The sequence below is a fragment of the Allobosea sp. P4_H5 genome (genome assembly GCF_056400825.1).
Genome location: NZ_JBFUKM010000020.1, coordinates 47294 through 63061, shown reverse-complemented (window position 1 = coordinate 63061; position 15768 = coordinate 47294). Strand labels below are relative to the sequence as shown.

Annotated in this window: 17 protein-coding genes; 3 read left to right on the top strand and 14 right to left on the bottom strand. The window is 66.3% G+C overall.

What is annotated here, in order from left to right; all coding sequences use genetic code 11:
- The 4 genes from AC1DS0_RS29290 to AC1DS0_RS29275 all read right to left on the bottom strand — a co-directional run.
- The coding region (locus AC1DS0_RS29290; RefSeq protein WP_476817734.1) for a transposase at positions 1 to 227 on the bottom strand (227 nt) is incomplete at its 3' end.
- A 221-nt stretch (positions 228 to 448) separates the two neighbouring features.
- Entirely contained in the window at positions 449 to 1192 is a 744-nt protein-coding gene (locus AC1DS0_RS29285; protein WP_476817733.1) for an SDR family NAD(P)-dependent oxidoreductase, read from the bottom strand.
- A 28-nt stretch (positions 1193 to 1220) separates the two neighbouring features.
- On the bottom strand, positions 1221 to 1958 hold the full coding sequence (locus AC1DS0_RS29280; RefSeq protein WP_476817732.1) for an SDR family NAD(P)-dependent oxidoreductase: 738 nt from the start codon (positions 1956 to 1958) through the stop codon (positions 1221 to 1223).
- 38 nt (positions 1959 to 1996) lie between these two features.
- Positions 1997 to 3067, bottom strand: a complete 1071-nt coding sequence (locus AC1DS0_RS29275; RefSeq protein WP_476817731.1) for an SDR family oxidoreductase — start codon at positions 3065 to 3067, stop codon at positions 1997 to 1999.
- A 243-nt stretch (positions 3068 to 3310) separates the two neighbouring features.
- Between AC1DS0_RS29275 and AC1DS0_RS29270 the strand changes: the two genes are divergently transcribed.
- Positions 3311 to 3733, top strand: a complete 423-nt coding sequence (locus AC1DS0_RS29270) for a cupin domain-containing protein (RefSeq protein ID WP_476817730.1) — start codon at positions 3311 to 3313, stop codon at positions 3731 to 3733.
- Between the two features lie 132 nt (positions 3734 to 3865).
- Positions 3866 to 4693, top strand: a complete 828-nt coding sequence (locus AC1DS0_RS29265) for an IclR family transcriptional regulator (protein WP_476817729.1) — start codon at positions 3866 to 3868, stop codon at positions 4691 to 4693.
- A gap of 22 nt (positions 4694 to 4715) precedes the next feature.
- Here AC1DS0_RS29265 and AC1DS0_RS29260 read toward each other — a convergent pair whose 3' ends face one another.
- The 10 genes from AC1DS0_RS29260 to AC1DS0_RS29215 form a co-directional block, all read right to left on the bottom strand.
- Positions 4716 to 5483, bottom strand: coding sequence for an SDR family NAD(P)-dependent oxidoreductase (locus AC1DS0_RS29260; RefSeq protein WP_476817728.1), 768 nt, complete (start codon positions 5481 to 5483; stop codon positions 4716 to 4718).
- Between the two features lie 87 nt (positions 5484 to 5570).
- Positions 5571 to 6767 carry an ABC transporter substrate-binding protein gene (locus tag AC1DS0_RS29255; RefSeq protein WP_476817727.1) on the bottom strand — a complete coding sequence of 399 codons (1197 nt, stop codon included), beginning with the start codon at positions 6765 to 6767 and terminating at the stop codon, positions 5571 to 5573.
- Between the two features lie 33 nt (positions 6768 to 6800).
- The gene (locus tag AC1DS0_RS29250; RefSeq protein WP_476817726.1) at positions 6801 to 7496 is read right to left on the bottom strand and encodes an ABC transporter ATP-binding protein; all 696 of its coding nucleotides are present in this window, start codon (positions 7494 to 7496) and stop codon (positions 6801 to 6803) included.
- On the bottom strand, positions 7493 to 8215 hold the full coding sequence (locus tag AC1DS0_RS29245; RefSeq protein ID WP_476817725.1) for an ABC transporter ATP-binding protein: 723 nt from the start codon (positions 8213 to 8215) through the stop codon (positions 7493 to 7495). Before AC1DS0_RS29245 ends, AC1DS0_RS29250 begins: the two co-directional genes overlap by 4 nt.
- Complete coding sequence (locus tag AC1DS0_RS29240) at positions 8212 to 9213, bottom strand: branched-chain amino acid ABC transporter permease (protein ID WP_476817724.1); 1002 nt, start codon at positions 9211 to 9213, stop codon at positions 8212 to 8214. Before AC1DS0_RS29240 ends, AC1DS0_RS29245 begins: the two co-directional genes overlap by 4 nt.
- Positions 9210 to 10058, bottom strand: a complete 849-nt coding sequence (locus AC1DS0_RS29235) for a branched-chain amino acid ABC transporter permease (protein WP_476817723.1) — start codon at positions 10056 to 10058, stop codon at positions 9210 to 9212. Before AC1DS0_RS29235 ends, AC1DS0_RS29240 begins: the two co-directional genes overlap by 4 nt.
- A gap of 172 nt (positions 10059 to 10230) precedes the next feature.
- Positions 10231 to 11184 (bottom strand): 3-hydroxyacyl-CoA dehydrogenase NAD-binding domain-containing protein, encoded by a 954-nt coding sequence (locus AC1DS0_RS29230; RefSeq protein ID WP_476817722.1) that lies wholly within the window; start codon positions 11182 to 11184, stop codon positions 10231 to 10233.
- A gap of 12 nt (positions 11185 to 11196) precedes the next feature.
- A complete protein-coding gene (locus AC1DS0_RS29225; RefSeq protein ID WP_476817721.1) occupies positions 11197 to 11952 on the bottom strand; it encodes an SDR family NAD(P)-dependent oxidoreductase in 756 nt (251 codons plus the stop codon).
- Positions 11953 to 12001: 49 nt separating this feature from the next.
- Positions 12002 to 12355: an NIPSNAP family protein gene (locus AC1DS0_RS29220; protein ID WP_476817720.1), complete on the bottom strand. Its 354-nt coding sequence runs from the start codon at positions 12353 to 12355 to the stop codon at positions 12002 to 12004.
- 177 nt (positions 12356 to 12532) lie between these two features.
- On the bottom strand, positions 12533 to 13744 hold the full coding sequence (locus AC1DS0_RS29215) for an ABC transporter substrate-binding protein (protein ID WP_476817719.1): 1212 nt from the start codon (positions 13742 to 13744) through the stop codon (positions 12533 to 12535).
- A 448-nt stretch (positions 13745 to 14192) separates the two neighbouring features.
- Here AC1DS0_RS29215 and AC1DS0_RS29210 point away from each other — a divergent pair, with 448 nt between their 5' ends.
- Positions 14193 to 15761, top strand: a complete 1569-nt coding sequence (locus tag AC1DS0_RS29210) for an ABC transporter substrate-binding protein (RefSeq protein ID WP_476817718.1) — start codon at positions 14193 to 14195, stop codon at positions 15759 to 15761.
- The last annotated feature ends 7 nt before the right edge of the window (positions 15762 to 15768 follow it).

Here is a 15768-nt window from a genome sequence, read left to right as displayed (position 1 = left end):
GCCTTGAGCTTCGCCGCCATGTCCGTCGTCAGCCCGGGCTTTCGGCCGCTGTCGACCTCAGCCTTCTTCACCCACTCGTTCAGCGTTTGCGCCGTGCAGCCGATCTTGCCCGCGATCGACATGATCGCCGCCCAGCGCGACGGATGCTCGGCTTCGTGATCCAGCACCATCCGCACCGCACGCGCGCGCATCTCAGGCGAGAACTGGTTCGTCGTCTTGCTCGTCATAGCCCCATCCTCTCAGGAGTTGGGGCCTCCGGCGAACCCGGGGCGGTTCAGTTTCATTCATCGGAGCAGTCGTAACCGCTTGAAGAAATTGGTGCCGTGAAACTGGCTGGGTATCCTGGCGTCCCAGCCATTTCCAAAATTATTGAATTTTAAGAGAAATTTTTGGCGCCAAGGCGACCCGGCCGGGAAGGCATCCGGCCGCGTGCTCACCGGCCTGCACATCAATGGATGTGCAGGCCGCCATTCACGTCGATCGCGACGCCGGTGACATAGCCCGACATTTCGGAGGCGAGGAAAAGGCAGACGCGGGCGATGTCGTCCGGCACAGCGAAGCGGCCGAGAGGGATCGTCGCTTCCACCGCCTTGCGGCGCTCGGGCGGATAGCCATCCTCCGTCATCGCCGTGTCGACCACGCCGGGATTGACGCTGTTCACGCGGATGCCGGCCGGGCCGTATTCGCGCGCCATGGTCTTGGCCAAAGCGAGGATGCCGCCCTTCGAGGCGGCATAATGGGGACCGCCCATCAGGCCGCCGCCGCGTTGGGCTGCGATCGATCCCAGGAAGACGACCGAACCGCCCTTGTCCATCAGCGGCAGCATTTCCTGAGAGACCTGCATGGCGCCGCGCAGATTGACCCCGAGCACGAAATCCCAATCCGCAGCCGAGACATCGGCCAGCCGCCTCGTCTGGACGACGCCGGCATTGTTGACGAGCACGTCGAGCCGCCCCCATGCGCCGCGAAGGCGGTCGGCGGCGGCGCGGCAGGCGGCCTGGGAAGCGATGTCGGTCTCGATGGCGAGGACCTCGGGTCCCAGTTCCCGGCCGGCGGCCGCCAGTGCCGCGGCGTCATTGTCGAGGATCGCGACGCGCGCACCTTGCGCCACGAACAGGCGCGCGATGGCAAAGCCGATGCTCTTGGTGTTGCCGCCGCCGGTGACGACCGCCGTCTTGTCTTTGAGAAGCATGGTGGATGTCCTGCTGGAGTTGGCGCCTTCAGCTCATGAAGGCGCCGCCGTTGACGTCGAGAATCGTGCCGCAGACGTAGCTCGCACCGGGGGAGCACAGGAAGGCCAGCGGCCAGGCGATCTCCTCCGGTCGGCCGAAGCGGGGCACCGGCATCGCCTTCATCGTGGCGGGATCGGCCTGCGCGATCATCGCGGTCTGAGTCGAGCCGGGCGCCACCGCGTTGACGAGCACTTCGGGCGCCGCCCGGCGCGCGAGCCAGCGCACGAAGCTGTGGATCGCGCCCTTGGACGCCGCGTAATGCAGGGGCGAGTGGGCATGGGTTCCGCCGGTACGTGCGGCGATCGAGCCGAGCAGCACGATGCGCCCAGCGCCTCTCTCTTTCATATGCGGCAGCGCGGCACGGACGAAGTTCGCCGGCCCGACGACGTTGACGTCCATGCAGTGCCGGAATTGGTCGTCCCAATCATCGGCCTGCCAATCCTCCTTCGGAAAGATTCCGGCGTTGAGGACCAGTGCGTCGAGCGGGAAATTGTGCCGGCAAAGCGCCTCGACCGCGGCGCGGTCGCGCACGTCGCAAGGTTCGAAGACATGGGCTCTGCCGTCGCGACGCAGCTCGCCGAGAAGCTCCTCGTCGACCTTGACGTCGGTCAGTACCAGCTCGGCGCCGAGCGAGGCGCAAAGGCGCGCGGTTGCGGCGCCGATGCCGCCGGCGGCACCCGTCAGCAGGATGCGCAGGCCGGAGAGATCATAGGGAGCCTTCGTCATCGGGGACCGCCTGTCGGAGGGAAGGGGAGTGGGCTGGGTCATGGCAGGGCCCGCTTGGCGCGATAGCGGGCCAGCGCCGCGAGGATCTCGTCTTCGGTGTCGATGCAGCCGGTGAAGCCGAAGCGGCGGGCCTTGGTCATCGCGGAGATGTCGTCCCAATCGCCGCGGAACAGGAAATCGGCCCAGCTCCATGAGACGACATCGTTCAGCTCGGTCGGACGCAGGCCGTGGCGGGCGGTGATCTTGCGCCAGAGAACTTCCTTGTCGGCCATGTATTCGGCGAGCGGCAGCGGCCGCACTTCGCCCATTTGCATGTCGAAGCTGGCCGCTATTGCCGGCCAGAGATTGCGCCAGCGAAAGAGGTCGCCATTGGTGATGTTGAAGTCCTGGTTGGCGCAGGCCGGCGTGGTCGCGGCCCAGAGCATGGCGCGGTTCAGCAAGCTGACCTCCGTCGCCATGGTGAGTGTGTCGAAGCAGGCCTGCGTGCCGGGAAAGTCGAGCGGCTCGCCGAGCTCGCGGCGGATCGCGGCATAGGCGCCGATGGCGGCGACCATGTTGTGCGGGTTGCCGGTGTTGAAGCCGCAGATGAAATGCGGGCGCAGCGTTGAGAAGCTCCAGGGCTGCCCGGCCTGCGCGGCGCTCAGCCAGTCGCGCTGCGCATAGTAGAAGTTCGATCCGGCATGGCGCGGGTCATCCTCCTTCGCCGGGGTCCGGTAGGGGCCGAGATGGCTGCCATACCATTTCGTGCCCTGGACCAGGCAGACATGGCGGAGCGAGCCGGCGGCGAGCAAGGGCGTCACCGCATTGCGCAGCAGAGCAAGATTGGGCTTCACCTGCGCTGCCGGACCGGCGCCCGGCGCCAGCGCGGCGAAGAAGACATGGGTCACGCCTGAGACGGAGCCGAGCGCCTCGGCACTGGCGCTGTCATCGAACAGGTCAACGGCGATACACTCGACACCAGCGTCGAGCGCTTCGTGCGAGCGCGCGAGTGCCAGGACGCGCCAGTCGCCGAGGGTGCGCAGATACTCGACCATGTTGCGGCCGATGATGCCGTTGGCGCCGACGACGAGAGCCGTTCGTGCCCCCGCCCGCCGTTGCGGAGCGATCATGTCCGGCCGTCGCGGGCAGAGGCCGGCGATACCCGCGCAGCAGCTCCAGCGGCGATTATCGGCCTTGCGCGGGGCATTCCGCTGGTTCTCCGGGGAAATTCCATACTTGTTATTATTATTGAATAGTGAGATTAGTGAATGGAATTCTGACCGTCAAGCGAACTGCCCGCTCTGCAGCGGAAGCCGACGGCGCGGGAGAGCAGCTGACGCCGGGAGCAACCCGGCGCCACCAAGGAGAAGACGATGAGCGATGTGAAACCCATCATCACGCGCAAGGGGCAGGAACACGCCGGCACCGGCCAGTCGGGTGGCGCGATCCGGATCTCGGGCGTCAGCCCGCAGCACACCCCGGCGACCAGGATCTGGTTCGGCCAGGTCAGCAACGAGCCGGGCTACCGCTCGCTGCCGCACCATCACGGCGAGGCCGAGACCGGCGGCTATGTGCTGCGCGGCCAGTGCCGGATCTATTTCGGCGACAACTACCAGGAGTATGTCGACATGGAGCCGGGCGACTTCGTGTTCGTGCCGCCGCACATGCCGCATGTCGAGGTCAATATGAGCACCACGGAGGACCTGGTATTCCTGACCTGCCGCTCGCCGGACAACATCGTCGTCAACCTGCCCGATGTCGACGATGCCATCCTGGCCGGCTATTCCCGCCCCTGATCGGCGGAGCTTGGAAAGGACCGGGTTTTTGCCTCCGGGCATTTCGTCCGGAGGCGAGCTGATTTAGGCTGCGTGATGCCCAAGCGGCGCAAGTGGCGCTGATTCGTGAGGTCAGATGGTTCAGAGGGCAAGATGAGCAGCCTCGATCGAATGTTGACCATTCTCGACCTGTTCGACGAAAACCTGATGAGCATCCAACTCGACCATGCGGTGCAGGCAACAGGCGCGTCCAAGGCGACGACCTATCGCTACATCCAGTCGCTGTGCAATCGCGGCCTGCTGGCGCCGGCGACGGGCGGCAGCTATGTGCTCGGGCCCCGGATCATCGAGCTCGACCGGCTGGTGCGGAAGATGGACCCGCTGCTTTCGAGCGCCGGCCCGCTGATCCGCGCCGCCAGCATCCGGTTCGATGTCGACATCATGCTGTGCGCTTTCTACGGCGACAAGGTGATGTGCGCCGACCTTGTCGGCCCGGACCCCAGCGTCGAGACGATCTATGAGCGCGGCCGGCCGATGCCGATGTTCCGCGGCGCGATGGCGAAGATCATCCTCGCCCATCTCACCCCCTATCAGTTGCGCAGCATGATGCTGTGGCACGCCGACCGCATCCGCGAGGCCGGCCTCGGCGAGAACTGGGAGGAGTTCCGCACGCACATGACCCGGCTGCGCAAGGCCGGCTACTGCCTGTCGCGGGCGGAGGTCTTCCCCGATCTCGTCGGCATCAGCGCGCCGATCTTCGACGCCGAGCAGCGCGTGCTCGGCAGCGTCGTCTTCATCCTGCCGGAGACGCGCTACCAGGCGAGCCTCGAGACGCCCTATCCAGCGGAGATCATGGGGCTCGGCGCCGCGATCACCGCGGATATCGCCAGGCGCTCGGCCGGCAGTCCTTCCATCGGCGGACGTGCCGCCAGGCCGCGCAAGACACGCATCGCCCCCGAAACCGAGAAGGCGGGCCTCTGACCCGTCGCCGGCCGGCTCAGGCTCACCCCGCCGCCAGGAAGCCGCCGTCGACCGTCAGCGTCGTGCCGTTGACGAAGGATCCCGCTTCCGAGGCGAGATAGAGGACGGCCGGGGCGATATCGGAAGGCTGGCCCCAGCGGTTGCCCGGCACGCGCGCCAGCATGTTCTGGGTGAAGGCCGCATCGGCCTGCAAGGGCGCGGTGAACTCGGTCGCGGTGAAGCCCGGGGCGATGGCGTTGGCGGTGATGCCGTAGCTGCCAAGCTCGTGAGCGAGCGCCCTCACCATGGTATTCAGCCCGCCCTTCGCCGTGGCATAGGCCGAGATCGCCTGCTTGGGCTGCTGGACCGCGATCGAGCCGATCATCACGATCCGCCCGAAACGCCGCTCCATCATCGCCGGGACGACGGCGCGGGTGACGAGGAAGGCGCCGTTGACATGCGTGTCGATGACCGCGCGCCAGTCAGCATAGCTGAACTCGTGGAAGAGCTTGCGGCGCTGGATGCCGGCATTGTTGACGAGCACGTCGATCGAGCCGGCTTCGTCAACGATCCGGGCGATGCCGGCCGTGACGCCTGCCTCGTCGGTGATGTCGAAGGCGGCATGCGAGGCGGCATGGCCGGCGGCGCGCAGTTCCGCCGCACGGCCCGCCACCGCAGCCTCGTCGAGATCGTTGATGACGACATGTGCGCCGGCCATGGCGAGCGTCTGCGCGATCCCCCAGCCGATGCCGCGCGCGGAGCCCGTCACGAGCGCCGTGCGGCCGGCGAGGCAGAACAGATCGGTCGTCATGGCGTCTTCCTTGGTCAGAGGCTCGCTAGAGCACTTTCAAGCGAAGTGGATACCGTTTCGCCTGAAGAAAATGCGACAAATCGAGAGTCAGCCGAGCTTGCAGGCCGGGCTCGGTGGGGTGGTGGCGGTTTCGGCCGGGACCGACATCTTGATCACCGGACGCAGCTTGCCGCCACTCTCCTCGACGATACCGAAATAGTTCGGCCGGACGAGCTGGTTGTCTTCCTTGCGCAGATGCACCTTGCCGACGATCGTGTCGTAGTCGCGCCCGGGGATCGCCTTGGCCAGATCGGCGGCGTTGACGCTGCCCGACGCCTTCACCGCCTGGAATATGACCTGCATGCCGATATAGGTGTCGCCCTCGAAATTCGACGGCTGCGTGCCGGGATAGGCCTTTTCCCAGGCGGCGACGAAGTCCTTGTTGGCGGGGGTGTCGAGCGTCGCCGAGTAATTGATGATGCCCGAGACGCCGCGCGAGGCCTCGCCGATGGCCTGGACGGTGTTGTCGGTGACGAAGCTGACGCCTGCGACCGTGGCGGCGTCGAGCAGGCCGTATTGCTTGGCCTGGGTGGCGAAGTTGATCGCGTCGCGGCCGGCGAGCGCGACGTAGACGCCCTTTGCACCCGAGTTCCTGATCTTCTGGATGTAGGTCGCGAAATCATTGGTGCCGAGCGGCGAGAAGTCCTGCGAGACGACCTTCTTGCCCTGGGCTTCTGCCGATTTGGTAAAGCTGGCGGCGACGTCGCGGCCCCAGGCGATGTCGGCGCCGATCAGCGCCCATTCCTTTTCGGGCCGCTCCTTCAGCCAGGGCGTGGCGGTGGCTGCGTCCGAGGAGTCGGCGTTGTTGACGCGGAACAGGCGCGCCACGCAGTTCTCGCCGGTGATCTTGTCGCTCTTGTTGATGGTGGCGACGTAGAGTGCGTTCCAGCGCGCCAGTAGCGGGGCGATGGCAAGCGCCTCGCCCGAGGCGATGGCGCCGATCAAGACCTTGTTGCCCTGCAGAGCGAGCTTCTCTGCCTGGCGGCGGGCGAGATCGGGCTTGGCCTCGGTGTCGAGATACTCGACCTCGACCTTGTGGCCCTCGACGCCGCCGGCCGCATTGGCCTGCTGCACGGCAAAATCGATGGCGCGCTTGGCCTGGTTGCCGAGATCGGCGTAGGTCCCGGTGAGGGCCGTCGGAACGCCGATCCGGAGCGGATCCTTGGCGAGCGCCGTGCCGGCGGCCAGAGTGGCCAGGCCGGCGAGAAGGATGCCGGCGGTGTTGATCTTCCCTTTGCTCGTCATGCTCTTTCTCCCTTGCCTGGTTCTGGTTCTCGTTCAGACGGCGACGTGGCGCTTCAGCCTTTCGTCGCTGAGCTCGGCGAGGCGTCCGCTCTCGATCAGCGCGCCCTTCGACATCAGGTGGTAGGTTTGGGCGACGCGCCGCACGAGGCTGATGTGCTGCTCGATCAGCAGCAGGCTGGTACCCTCGCGCGCCAGGCGGACGAAGACCTCCGCCAGCTCGTCGATGATCACGGGCGCGAGCCCCTCGCTGGGTTCGTCGAGGACGAGCAGCGCCGGATTGGCCATCAGCGCCCGGCCGATCGCCAGCATCTGCTGCTGGCCGCCGCTGAGGGCAGTGCCTGGCGTGTCCTGGCGCTCCTGCAGGATCGGGAAGAGATCGAAGACCTGCTTCAGCGTCCACGGCCCCTTCCTGTCGACGGCGGAGCCGAGGACGAGATTTTCCTTCACGCTGAGCGCGCCGATGATGCGCCGCCCCTGCGGGACGACCGAGATGCCGGCCCGCGCGGCGCTGTAGGTCCTGATCCGGCCGGGGGAATTGCCGGCGAGCCGGATCTCGCCGCTGCCGAGCGAAGCGATGCCGAGTACGGTGTTGACGATGGTGGTCTTGCCGACGCCGTTGCGGCCGAGCACCGCGACGCGTTCGCCCGCTCCGATCTCGAAGGAGACGCCGCGCAGAACCTGGGCGCGGCCGTAGAAGGCGTCGACCTGGCTGAAGGAGAGCAGGCTCATGCGACCGAGCTCCCGAGATAGGCGGATACGACGACCGGGTTGGAGCGGATCTCGTCGGCAGTGCCCTCGGCCAGGAGCTTGCCGAGATGAAGCACGGTGATGCGGTCGCAGAAGCCGAACACGACCTCCATGTCGTGTTCGACCAGAAGGACGGTGACCTGCCATTCGCGAGCGAGATCGCGCAGCAGGGCGGCCATGGCGAGCGATTCCTCGACCGTCAGTCCGGCTGCCGGCTCGTCGAGCAGCAGCACGCGGGGGCGGCCGACCAACGCCAGCGCCAGGTCGAGGCGGCGGCGGTCGCCATAGGAGACGTCGCCGGCGAGGCGGTGGCGCAGTGCCGTGAGCTCGAGCGCGTCGAGAACCTCGGCGGCATTGTCGATCTCGGCGCTGCGGGCGGCGAGCCGGATCTGTTCGGCGATCGTCAGCTCGGCGAAGATGTTGGTCTTCTGGAAGGAGCGCGCGAGCCCAGCCTGTCGTCGTTCGCGCGGCGAGAGCGAGCCGATGTCACGCCCTTCCAGCCTGACCGTGCCATGCCAGCGTTCGGCGCGGCCGACAAGCACGTCCATCAGCGTCGACTTGCCTGCGCCGTTGGGGCCGATAATGCCACGCACCTCGCCTTTGGGTACGGCGATGTCGACACCGTCCAGAGCCTTGAAGCCGCCATAGAGACGGGTCAGGCCGGTGCCCTCGAGCGCGGGAGCCGCCACGGACGTACTCATGCGCGCCTCCGCGAGACCAGCCGCATGATCAGGCCGCTGAGGCCCACCGGCACGAAGACGGTGACGACGATGAGGATCGTGCCGATCACTGCCGGCCAGTGCTCGGTGGCGTCGCCGGCGATCTCCTTGATGTAGAAGAAGACGATCGCCCCGAGCGCCGGCCCCCAGACGACGCTGGTACCGCCGATGATCGCCATGATCAGGGCCGAGCCCGACAGCGTCCAATGCAGCATGTCGGGCGAGATGAAGGCGTTGTAGAAGGTGGCGAGGATGCCGGCGATGGCGGCGAGGAACGCCGAGATCGCATAGATGGCGGCGCGCGGCACCAGCGTCTCGTAGCCGATGAAGCGGGCGCGCTCCTCGTTCGCCTTGATCGCGCTGGTGAGCAACCCGAAATGGCTGCGCACCAGCAGCCAGAGCCCGCCGAGCGCCAGCATCAGTACGATCCAGCAGACCACGAACATCGAGTGCGGGTTCTGCAGCGCCGAGACGTCGAGGCCGAAGATGCGGGCTGGAAAGTTGACCACCAGCCCGTCATCGCCATTGGCGAGGGTGCGCACCTTGAGGGCGAGCTCGTAGAAGGCTTGGGCGCAGGAGAGCGTTAGCATGCCGAAGGCGACGCCGGGGATGCGGGTGATGACGAGGCCGAGCAGGAAGGCGAGGGCTGGCGGCACGACGAGGGCGAGCAGGAGGGCGAGCTCTGCCGGCAGCAGGCCGCGGCCGACGCCGACGCCCAGGATATAGCCGCCGAGCCCGTAGAAGAGCGCGTGGCCGAAGCTGACCATGCCATTCTGCCGCACCAGGAAGCCGACGCCGGTGGCCAGCAGTGCGCCGATGAGCGCCTGCGTCAGCAGGGAAAGCGTCAGCGGCGACGAGACGAAGAAAGGAAATGCGCAGCCGCCGAGCGCGACGAGCGCCGCGGCGAGGGCAGGCAGGAGGCGGCGCGACGGAGCAAGCTCGCGAGGCGTGGCCATGGTGGTCTCGGAGGCCATGCTCATGCCGCCCTCCCGGCGAGCCCGGCGGGGCGATAGATCAGGACCACCACCATCAGCAGGAAGGGGATCATCGAGGCGATCGACGGCACGAAGACGATGCCGAAGTTCTGGAGCTGCCCGATCAGCAGCGCTGCGACGAAGGCACCCGAGAAGCTGCCGAAGCCGCCGACCACCACGACGATGAAGCTCTCGATCAGGATCGTGCTGCCCATCGTCGGCGACAGCGCCAGCAGCGGCGAGGCGATCGCGCCCGCGAGGCCGGCGAGCCCGGCCCCGATCGCCACGACGGTGGCGCTGACGCGCTCGGTGTCGACGCCCTGCATGCCGGTCGTGACGGGATCGGCGGCGAAGGCGCGGACATAGAGGCCGACGCGGCTGGTCTTCAGCCAGAACGTCAGGGCAAGGCCGATCAGCGCCGCGGCCGCGATCACGAACAGGCGGTAGATCGGGAAGGTCGAGCCGGCGATCTGCACGGTGCCTTGCAGCAACTGCGGCACGGCCACTGTGAGGTTGTCGCGCCCCCAGATGGTGCGCACCGCATCCTCGAGAACCAGCAGCAGCCCGAAGGTGACAAGGACCGTCACGATCGGGTCCTGGTCCTGCAATTGGCGGAAGACGGTGCGATCGAGCAGCAGGCCGAGCGCCATCAGCACCAGCGTCGAGGCGAGGAGCCCGGCCCAGAAGCCCGCAATGGCGACCGTGGCGTAGGTGACATAGGCGCCGACCATGAACAGGCTGCCATGGGCGAAGTTCACCACCTGGCGCAGCCCGAAGATCAGCACGAGGCCGACGGCGACGAGATAGAGCAGGCCGCCGAAGACGAGCCCGTTGAGCATGTGGATCAGCATGGCGCGCCCGTCAGCCGCGCCGGGCCAGCTTCGATGCCGTCGACATCTGCTTCCTCCGACCGCGCCGCTTGACGGAGCGCGGTTGCGCGGCCGTTTGCGGCTTCTCGATTTCTACACTAATCTCATAATTTGCGATTATTGGCAATTATTGATTTGAGTCAATGCGCAGTTTTCAGGAGCCTGAATGCAGCGCCTTCAGCAGTGCTGCGAGCCCGCGGTCGCGCTGCCGCGTCAGTTCGGAAACGGCGGCGCCCCCAGTCTCCGCGCGCAGGCCGTCGACGAGCTTCGCTTCCAGCTCTGGCGACAGCGCGACATCGCCGAGATCGGCGCACCATTGCGCCAGCGGCTCGCGAGCCCAGGCGAAAAAGCCGGCGAGCCCGGCCTCGCCGCCGCCCATGTGATAACTCAGATGCGGGCCGGCGACGGCAAGGCGCAGGCCGAGCCCATGCGTGACGGCAGCATCGACATCCTCGACCGAGGCGACGCCGCTCGCGACGAGGAAGGCGGCCTCGCGCCAGAGGGCGACCGTGAGCCGCGTCGCCAGATGGCCGACGACCTCGCGGTTCAGCACCACCGGGCGCTTGCCGATCGCGGCATAGAAGGCGCACGCGGCCCGGATCGCCCCGGGATCCGTCGCGGTTCCGCCGACGATCTCGACGAGCGGGATCAGATGCGGCGGATTCATCGGATGACCGACCAGGATGCGGCCGGGATCGGCGCAATGCGCCTGCAGGTCGCTGGCCTTCAGCCCCGATGTGCTGGACGCGATCAGGACATCGGCGGGCAGCGCGGCGTCGAGTGCGCGCAGCGCCTCCTGCTTCAGCGCCAGCTCCTCGCGGACATTCTCCTGGACGAAGCCGACGCCGCTCCCGGCGAGATCCTCAGGCGCCGCAACGACGGTCAGCTTGCCCGGACTCGCGCCGGCCGCAACGAGGCCGGCATCGGCGAGTGCGGGCCAGTCGCGGGCGATCGCCTCGGGCAGGCCCGCGCGTATCGCCGCAACGGGCTCGACCGCGACGACGCCGAGGCCGCGCGCGAGGAAGTAGGTCGCCCAGCTCGCGCCGATCGTGCCGGCCCCGACGACGGCGACGCTGGTGATCTCGTCCGGGGCGGCGTGGCTGGTCATCGCTGAGACCGCTCAGGAGATCGTCAGGCCGCTATCGACCGGAAGGATCTGCCCCGTGGTCTTGCCCGAGGCGTCGGAGGCAAGGAACAGGGCGGCATTGGCGACATCGATCGGCTCGACGATTCCCAGCAGATGCGCCGCCGTTAGCTTCTGCGTGGTTTCGAGCGCGGCGAGCTGCGCCACGACGCGCGGTGTCCGCGTCACACCCGGCGCGACGGCATTGACGCGGACCTTGTGCGGGGCGAATTCGACCGCCATCGAGCGTGTCAGGGCCGAGATTCCGCCCTTCGCCGCCGTATAGGCGTCCTTGCCCGGCCAGCCCATCAGGGCGACGACGGAGCTCGCATTGACGACGGCGCCGCCGCCGGCCCGGATCAGCTCGGGGATGCCATAATGGCAGACGAGCCAGGTGCCGAAGAGGTCGAGCTTGATCGCGCGCCAGAACTCGTCGGCCTCGACGCGCGTCACGTCGCCGTCCTTCATGCTGGACCCGCCGGCATTGTTGTAGATGACGTCCAGCTTGCCGAAATGCCTGACAGCTTCTGCGACGCAGGCCTGCACGCTGCCGGCATCGGTCACGTCGGTCCGCACGAACAGCGCATCGAGTCCTTGTGCCTTCAGCTCCTCGGCGACGATTCTGCCCTGTTCCTCGTTGATCTCGGCGATCACGACCCTGGCGCCGTTGCGGGCGAACAGTCCGGCCGCGGTGGCGCCGATGCCGATCCCCGCGCCGGTGATCAGGGCGACCTTGTCCTTGAGCAGAGGCATGCGTGGTTTCCTTTGTCGCGTCGTGAAGCTCGGCCGTTTCTGCTGCGGCTCAGCCGCCCGCAGCCCCGGCCGTGCCGAGGAGCTTTGCCGGCAAGGGCGAGAAGTCGGTCGGCAGCAGGATGCGGTTCTCCATGCTGCGGATCATCGGGCGGATCTTGGCGAGGCAGCCACGCCAGCCCGGCTGCTCGGCGAGCCGCGCGCGCCGGCGCCGGCGATCCTCGAGATCGGCATAGGCCCAGAAATGGACGAGCTGGTTCAGCATGCCGATTTCCGTGGTGAAGTAGCCGAGGAAGCCGCCGAGGATCTCCAGCTGCAGCGGCAGGCCCTCCGTCTTGTAGATCCTGAGGTATTCGTTGACGTCGACCTCGGTGTGCAGGACGTAGATGCGTTCCTCGACGATCACGATCGTCTCCTCTCAGATCAGGGGGCTCCGGCGGATTGCGGGCGAAGCTGCCCTCGCTGGAGCTGTCGGCGCGGCTGCGGGTAGCGCGCAGCGTCGCTATGGGAAGCCTGCGTTCCCACTGCTGCGGTGATGCGCAAGCGGCAGGCCGCGCATCGCGCGCGGCCTGGACATTCCAACCTATTTCTTGACGAGCGAGCAGGCCGGGTCGGGCGCCTTGAAGGCCTCGGCCGCGGAGGTCTCGCCGGCCTTTTCGTAGAGATCCCAGGGCGATTTCGACTGCGCCGGTTCCTTAATCCGGAACAGGTACATCGGATGCAGTTTGCGGCCGTCTTCGCGGACCGAACCCTTGCCGAAGGTGAGGTCCTCGGTCGGCAGCTCCTTCATCTTGGCGACGATGGCGCGCCCGTCGGCATCACTGCCGACGGCCTTGACCGCCTTGAGATAGTGCAGCACGCCGGAATAGACGCCGGCCTGGTAGGAGGTTGGCATCGCGCCGTTGTGGCGCGCGGCGAACGTCTTGGCGAAGGCGCGGGTCTGCTCGTTCAGGTCCCAGTAGAACGGCTCGCTGAGATAGATGCCCTTGGCGCTATCGAGGCCGAGCGACTTGATGTCGGTCAGGTAGACCGCGAGCGCGGCCAGACTCTGCTTGCTGCCGACGATGCCGAACTCGGCCGCCTGCTTGACGGTGTTGGTGAAGTCGCTGCCGGAATTGGCGAGCGCGATCACTCCGGCCTTCGAACTCTGGGCCTGCAGCAGATAGGACGAGAAGTCGGACGAGCTCAACGGATGGCGAACCGCGCCGACGACGTTGCCGCCTGCCTGCTTCACGATCTCGCCGGCCTCGCGCTCCATGTCGTGGCCGAAGGCGTAGTCGGCGGTGATGAAGTACCAGCTCTTGCCGATCGTCCTGAGGACCGCCGTGCCCGTGCTCTTAGCGAGGCTGTAATTGTCCAGCACCCAGTGGACGTGGTTCGGCGTGCAGGCGTCGCCGGTCAGGCGGTTGCTGTTCGAGGTGGTGACGACCGCGACCTTGTTCTTGTCGCGCACGAGCGTCGACAGGGCCAGCGAGATCGAGGAGTTGGGAATGTCGGCGATCATGTCGACGCCATCGGTATCGAGCCATTTGCGGGCGATGTTGAGGCCGATATCCGGCTTGTTCTGATGGTCGCCGCGGATGATCTCGATCGGCGTATTGCCGATCTTGCCGCCGAACTCCTCGACGGCGATCTGCGCGGCGACGACCGATCCCGGCCCGGCCATGTCGGCATATATGCCCGACTGGTCGTTGAGCACGCCGATCCGCACGACATTGTTGCTGAACTGCGCCTGCGCCGCGACGGAAGACAACGCAAGCAGCGCGCAGGCGCTGGCAAATCTGGTGATCTTCACTGACACCTCCCTGAGAAACTCGGCGCCTTTCGGTCTGGCGCTTCCTGTATTTTTCTTAATATCTCACTCTGTGAGAATTTCGTCAATTATCACTTTTTTAGCGCAAGGCGCCGTGACTGCTACTCAGCATGGCGATCCGTCACGACGTTCGTACGAGCATGCGTCCGGGTGACGGCGGAATCACAGATCGAAAACCGGCTGCCTGGAAAGCGGCCAGGCAGCCCGGCGGCGTCAATCTCGTCGCGCCGATTGCAGCGTTCGCTCTCGTCATTGCCGCAGCGGTCGTTCAACTCCCTGCCTACGGTCTGACGGCCGTGGCGCCATGGAGAGTTCCGGCGCACCCCGGCTGGCCGCCTGCTGAAATCGATGCGCTGGGCCACTTGACAAGGAATTCGCTTGATGAAACGTTTCCAATTACAAAGGAAACGTTTCCACAAGGGAGATCACCGTGGCTTCTGCCTCTCTCAATCGCCGTGTTTTTCTCCAAGGTGGAGCGGTCACAATCGGGGGGCTCGGTTGTTCGCTCGCAGTACGAGCCGCCGATGAGCGTTCCCTGATCGTCGCGATCCCGTCGAACCCCTCGACCTTCGACCCGATCAACCAGGGCAATCACGATGCCATGGTGGTCAATCAGCTCATCTTCGAGAACCTGATCGAGATCGATGGCGAAGGTCGCCGGCGCCCCATGCTTGCCAAGATGATGCCGGCGATCTCCGCCGACCGAACCGAGTATGTCTTCGAGCTACGCGACGACGTCACCTTCCAGAACGGCCAGCCGTTCACTGCGGAGGACGTGAAGTACAGCTACGACTATATGCTCGATCCGGCTCACAAGGCGCTGCGACGCCCGGTCTGGACGAATATCGAATCCGTTGATGTTCTTGAACGCCACAAGGTGCGCTTCAAGCTGAAGACGCCTTTCCGGCCCTTCCTCGACTACATGACCAAGTATATGGGGATCTTTCCGGCGGGGAGCCGCGAGAAATACGGTAACGAGATCTTCCAGCAGAAGCCCGAGGGGCTGGGGACGGGGCCTGGCATCTTCGTCTCGGCGCGGTCCAACGATGTCGTCGAATTCCGCCGCAACCCGAATTATTGGCGCAAGGACAGCATCGCCTGGGACCGGCTGCGCGTGCGGATCGTCTCCGAGGAGGCGGCCCGGATCGCTGCGCTGCTGTCGAAGTCGGTGCACATCATCGGCGCGCCGCCGGTACGCGACTACGTTCGCCTGAAGCAGGCCAAGGTGCAGGGCATCACTGGCGGCAGCCGCCCGGCGCTCGGCAGCATGATGCTGATGATCCACAATACCCGCAAGCCGCCGTTCGACGACGCCAATTTCCGTAAGGCGGTCTCGCTGGCGACCGATCGCAAGACCATTGCCGAGAAGATCTTCAACGGCCTGGTCGAGCCTTCGGCGGTGCCGGCGCCGGCCTCGGCCTGGTGGTATAACGCCAAGGCGGCCGAGGAGCTGGCTTTCAATCTCGAAAAGGCGAAGGCCTACCTCGCCAAATCCCGCTACGCGTCCGGCGCCGAGTTCGAGCTGCTCTATTCGTCGCAAGGCTATCTGCTGGATGTCGGCGATGCGGCCCTGTTCATCCAGGCATCGCTGGCGCGGCTCGGGATCAAGGTGAAGCTCCAGCCGCTCGAGACCGGTCAGCTCATCGGGCAGGTCTTCGCCGGAAACCAGACCTCTGTACTTATGGCCGTGATCGGGCCGTCCGACCCGACCTTCATCATCCAGGGCATCTATACGCCGAACCAGGTGATGACGCGCAGCTCCGGCTACAGCAACGAGCGGCTCGATGCCCTCCTGGCCGACAGTTTCCGTGTCGACGACGAGCCATCGCTCGGGCCGATCCTCGCCGACATGCAGGCAATTCTGGCGGAGGATTCGCCCTCGACCTGGATCGGCGCGATCCACAGCTTCAACCTCTGGCGGACCAACGTGCAGGGCTTCGAGCCCAATACGGGGATAACGCTCCGCCTGACCGACGTGGCCATGACCGACGGACGCTGAGGCGAAA

What these genes read in the sequence shown, in the direction of transcription:
- AC1DS0_RS29270 (WP_476817730.1), top strand. Translation starts at nt 3,311, where the DNA reads ATGAGCGATGTGAAACCCATCATCACGCGCAAGGGGCAGGAACACGCC.
- AC1DS0_RS29225 (WP_476817721.1), bottom strand. Translation starts at nt 11,952, where the DNA reads ATGCCTCTGCTCAAGGACAAGGTCGCCCTGATCACCGGCGCGGGGATC.
- AC1DS0_RS29230 (WP_476817722.1), bottom strand. Translation starts at nt 11,184, where the DNA reads ATGACCAGCCACGCCGCCCCGGACGAGATCACCAGCGTCGCCGTCGTC.
- AC1DS0_RS29245 (WP_476817725.1), bottom strand. Translation starts at nt 8,215, where the DNA reads ATGAGTACGTCCGTGGCGGCTCCCGCGCTCGAGGGCACCGGCCTGACC.
- AC1DS0_RS29255 (WP_476817727.1), bottom strand. Translation starts at nt 6,767, where the DNA reads ATGACGAGCAAAGGGAAGATCAACACCGCCGGCATCCTTCTCGCCGGC.
- AC1DS0_RS29260 (WP_476817728.1), bottom strand. Translation starts at nt 5,483, where the DNA reads ATGACGACCGATCTGTTCTGCCTCGCCGGCCGCACGGCGCTCGTGACG.
- AC1DS0_RS29265 (WP_476817729.1), top strand. Translation starts at nt 3,866, where the DNA reads ATGAGCAGCCTCGATCGAATGTTGACCATTCTCGACCTGTTCGACGAA.
- AC1DS0_RS29240 (WP_476817724.1), bottom strand. Translation starts at nt 9,213, where the DNA reads ATGAGCATGGCCTCCGAGACCACCATGGCCACGCCTCGCGAGCTTGCT.
- AC1DS0_RS29235 (WP_476817723.1), bottom strand. Translation starts at nt 10,058, where the DNA reads ATGCTGATCCACATGCTCAACGGGCTCGTCTTCGGCGGCCTGCTCTAT.
- AC1DS0_RS29285 (WP_476817733.1), bottom strand. Translation starts at nt 1,192, where the DNA reads ATGCTTCTCAAAGACAAGACGGCGGTCGTCACCGGCGGCGGCAACACC.
- AC1DS0_RS29280 (WP_476817732.1), bottom strand. Translation starts at nt 1,958, where the DNA reads ATGACGAAGGCTCCCTATGATCTCTCCGGCCTGCGCATCCTGCTGACG.
- AC1DS0_RS29250 (WP_476817726.1), bottom strand. Translation starts at nt 7,496, where the DNA reads ATGAGCCTGCTCTCCTTCAGCCAGGTCGACGCCTTCTACGGCCGCGCC.
- AC1DS0_RS29275 (WP_476817731.1), bottom strand. Translation starts at nt 3,067, where the DNA reads ATGATCGCTCCGCAACGGCGGGCGGGGGCACGAACGGCTCTCGTCGTC.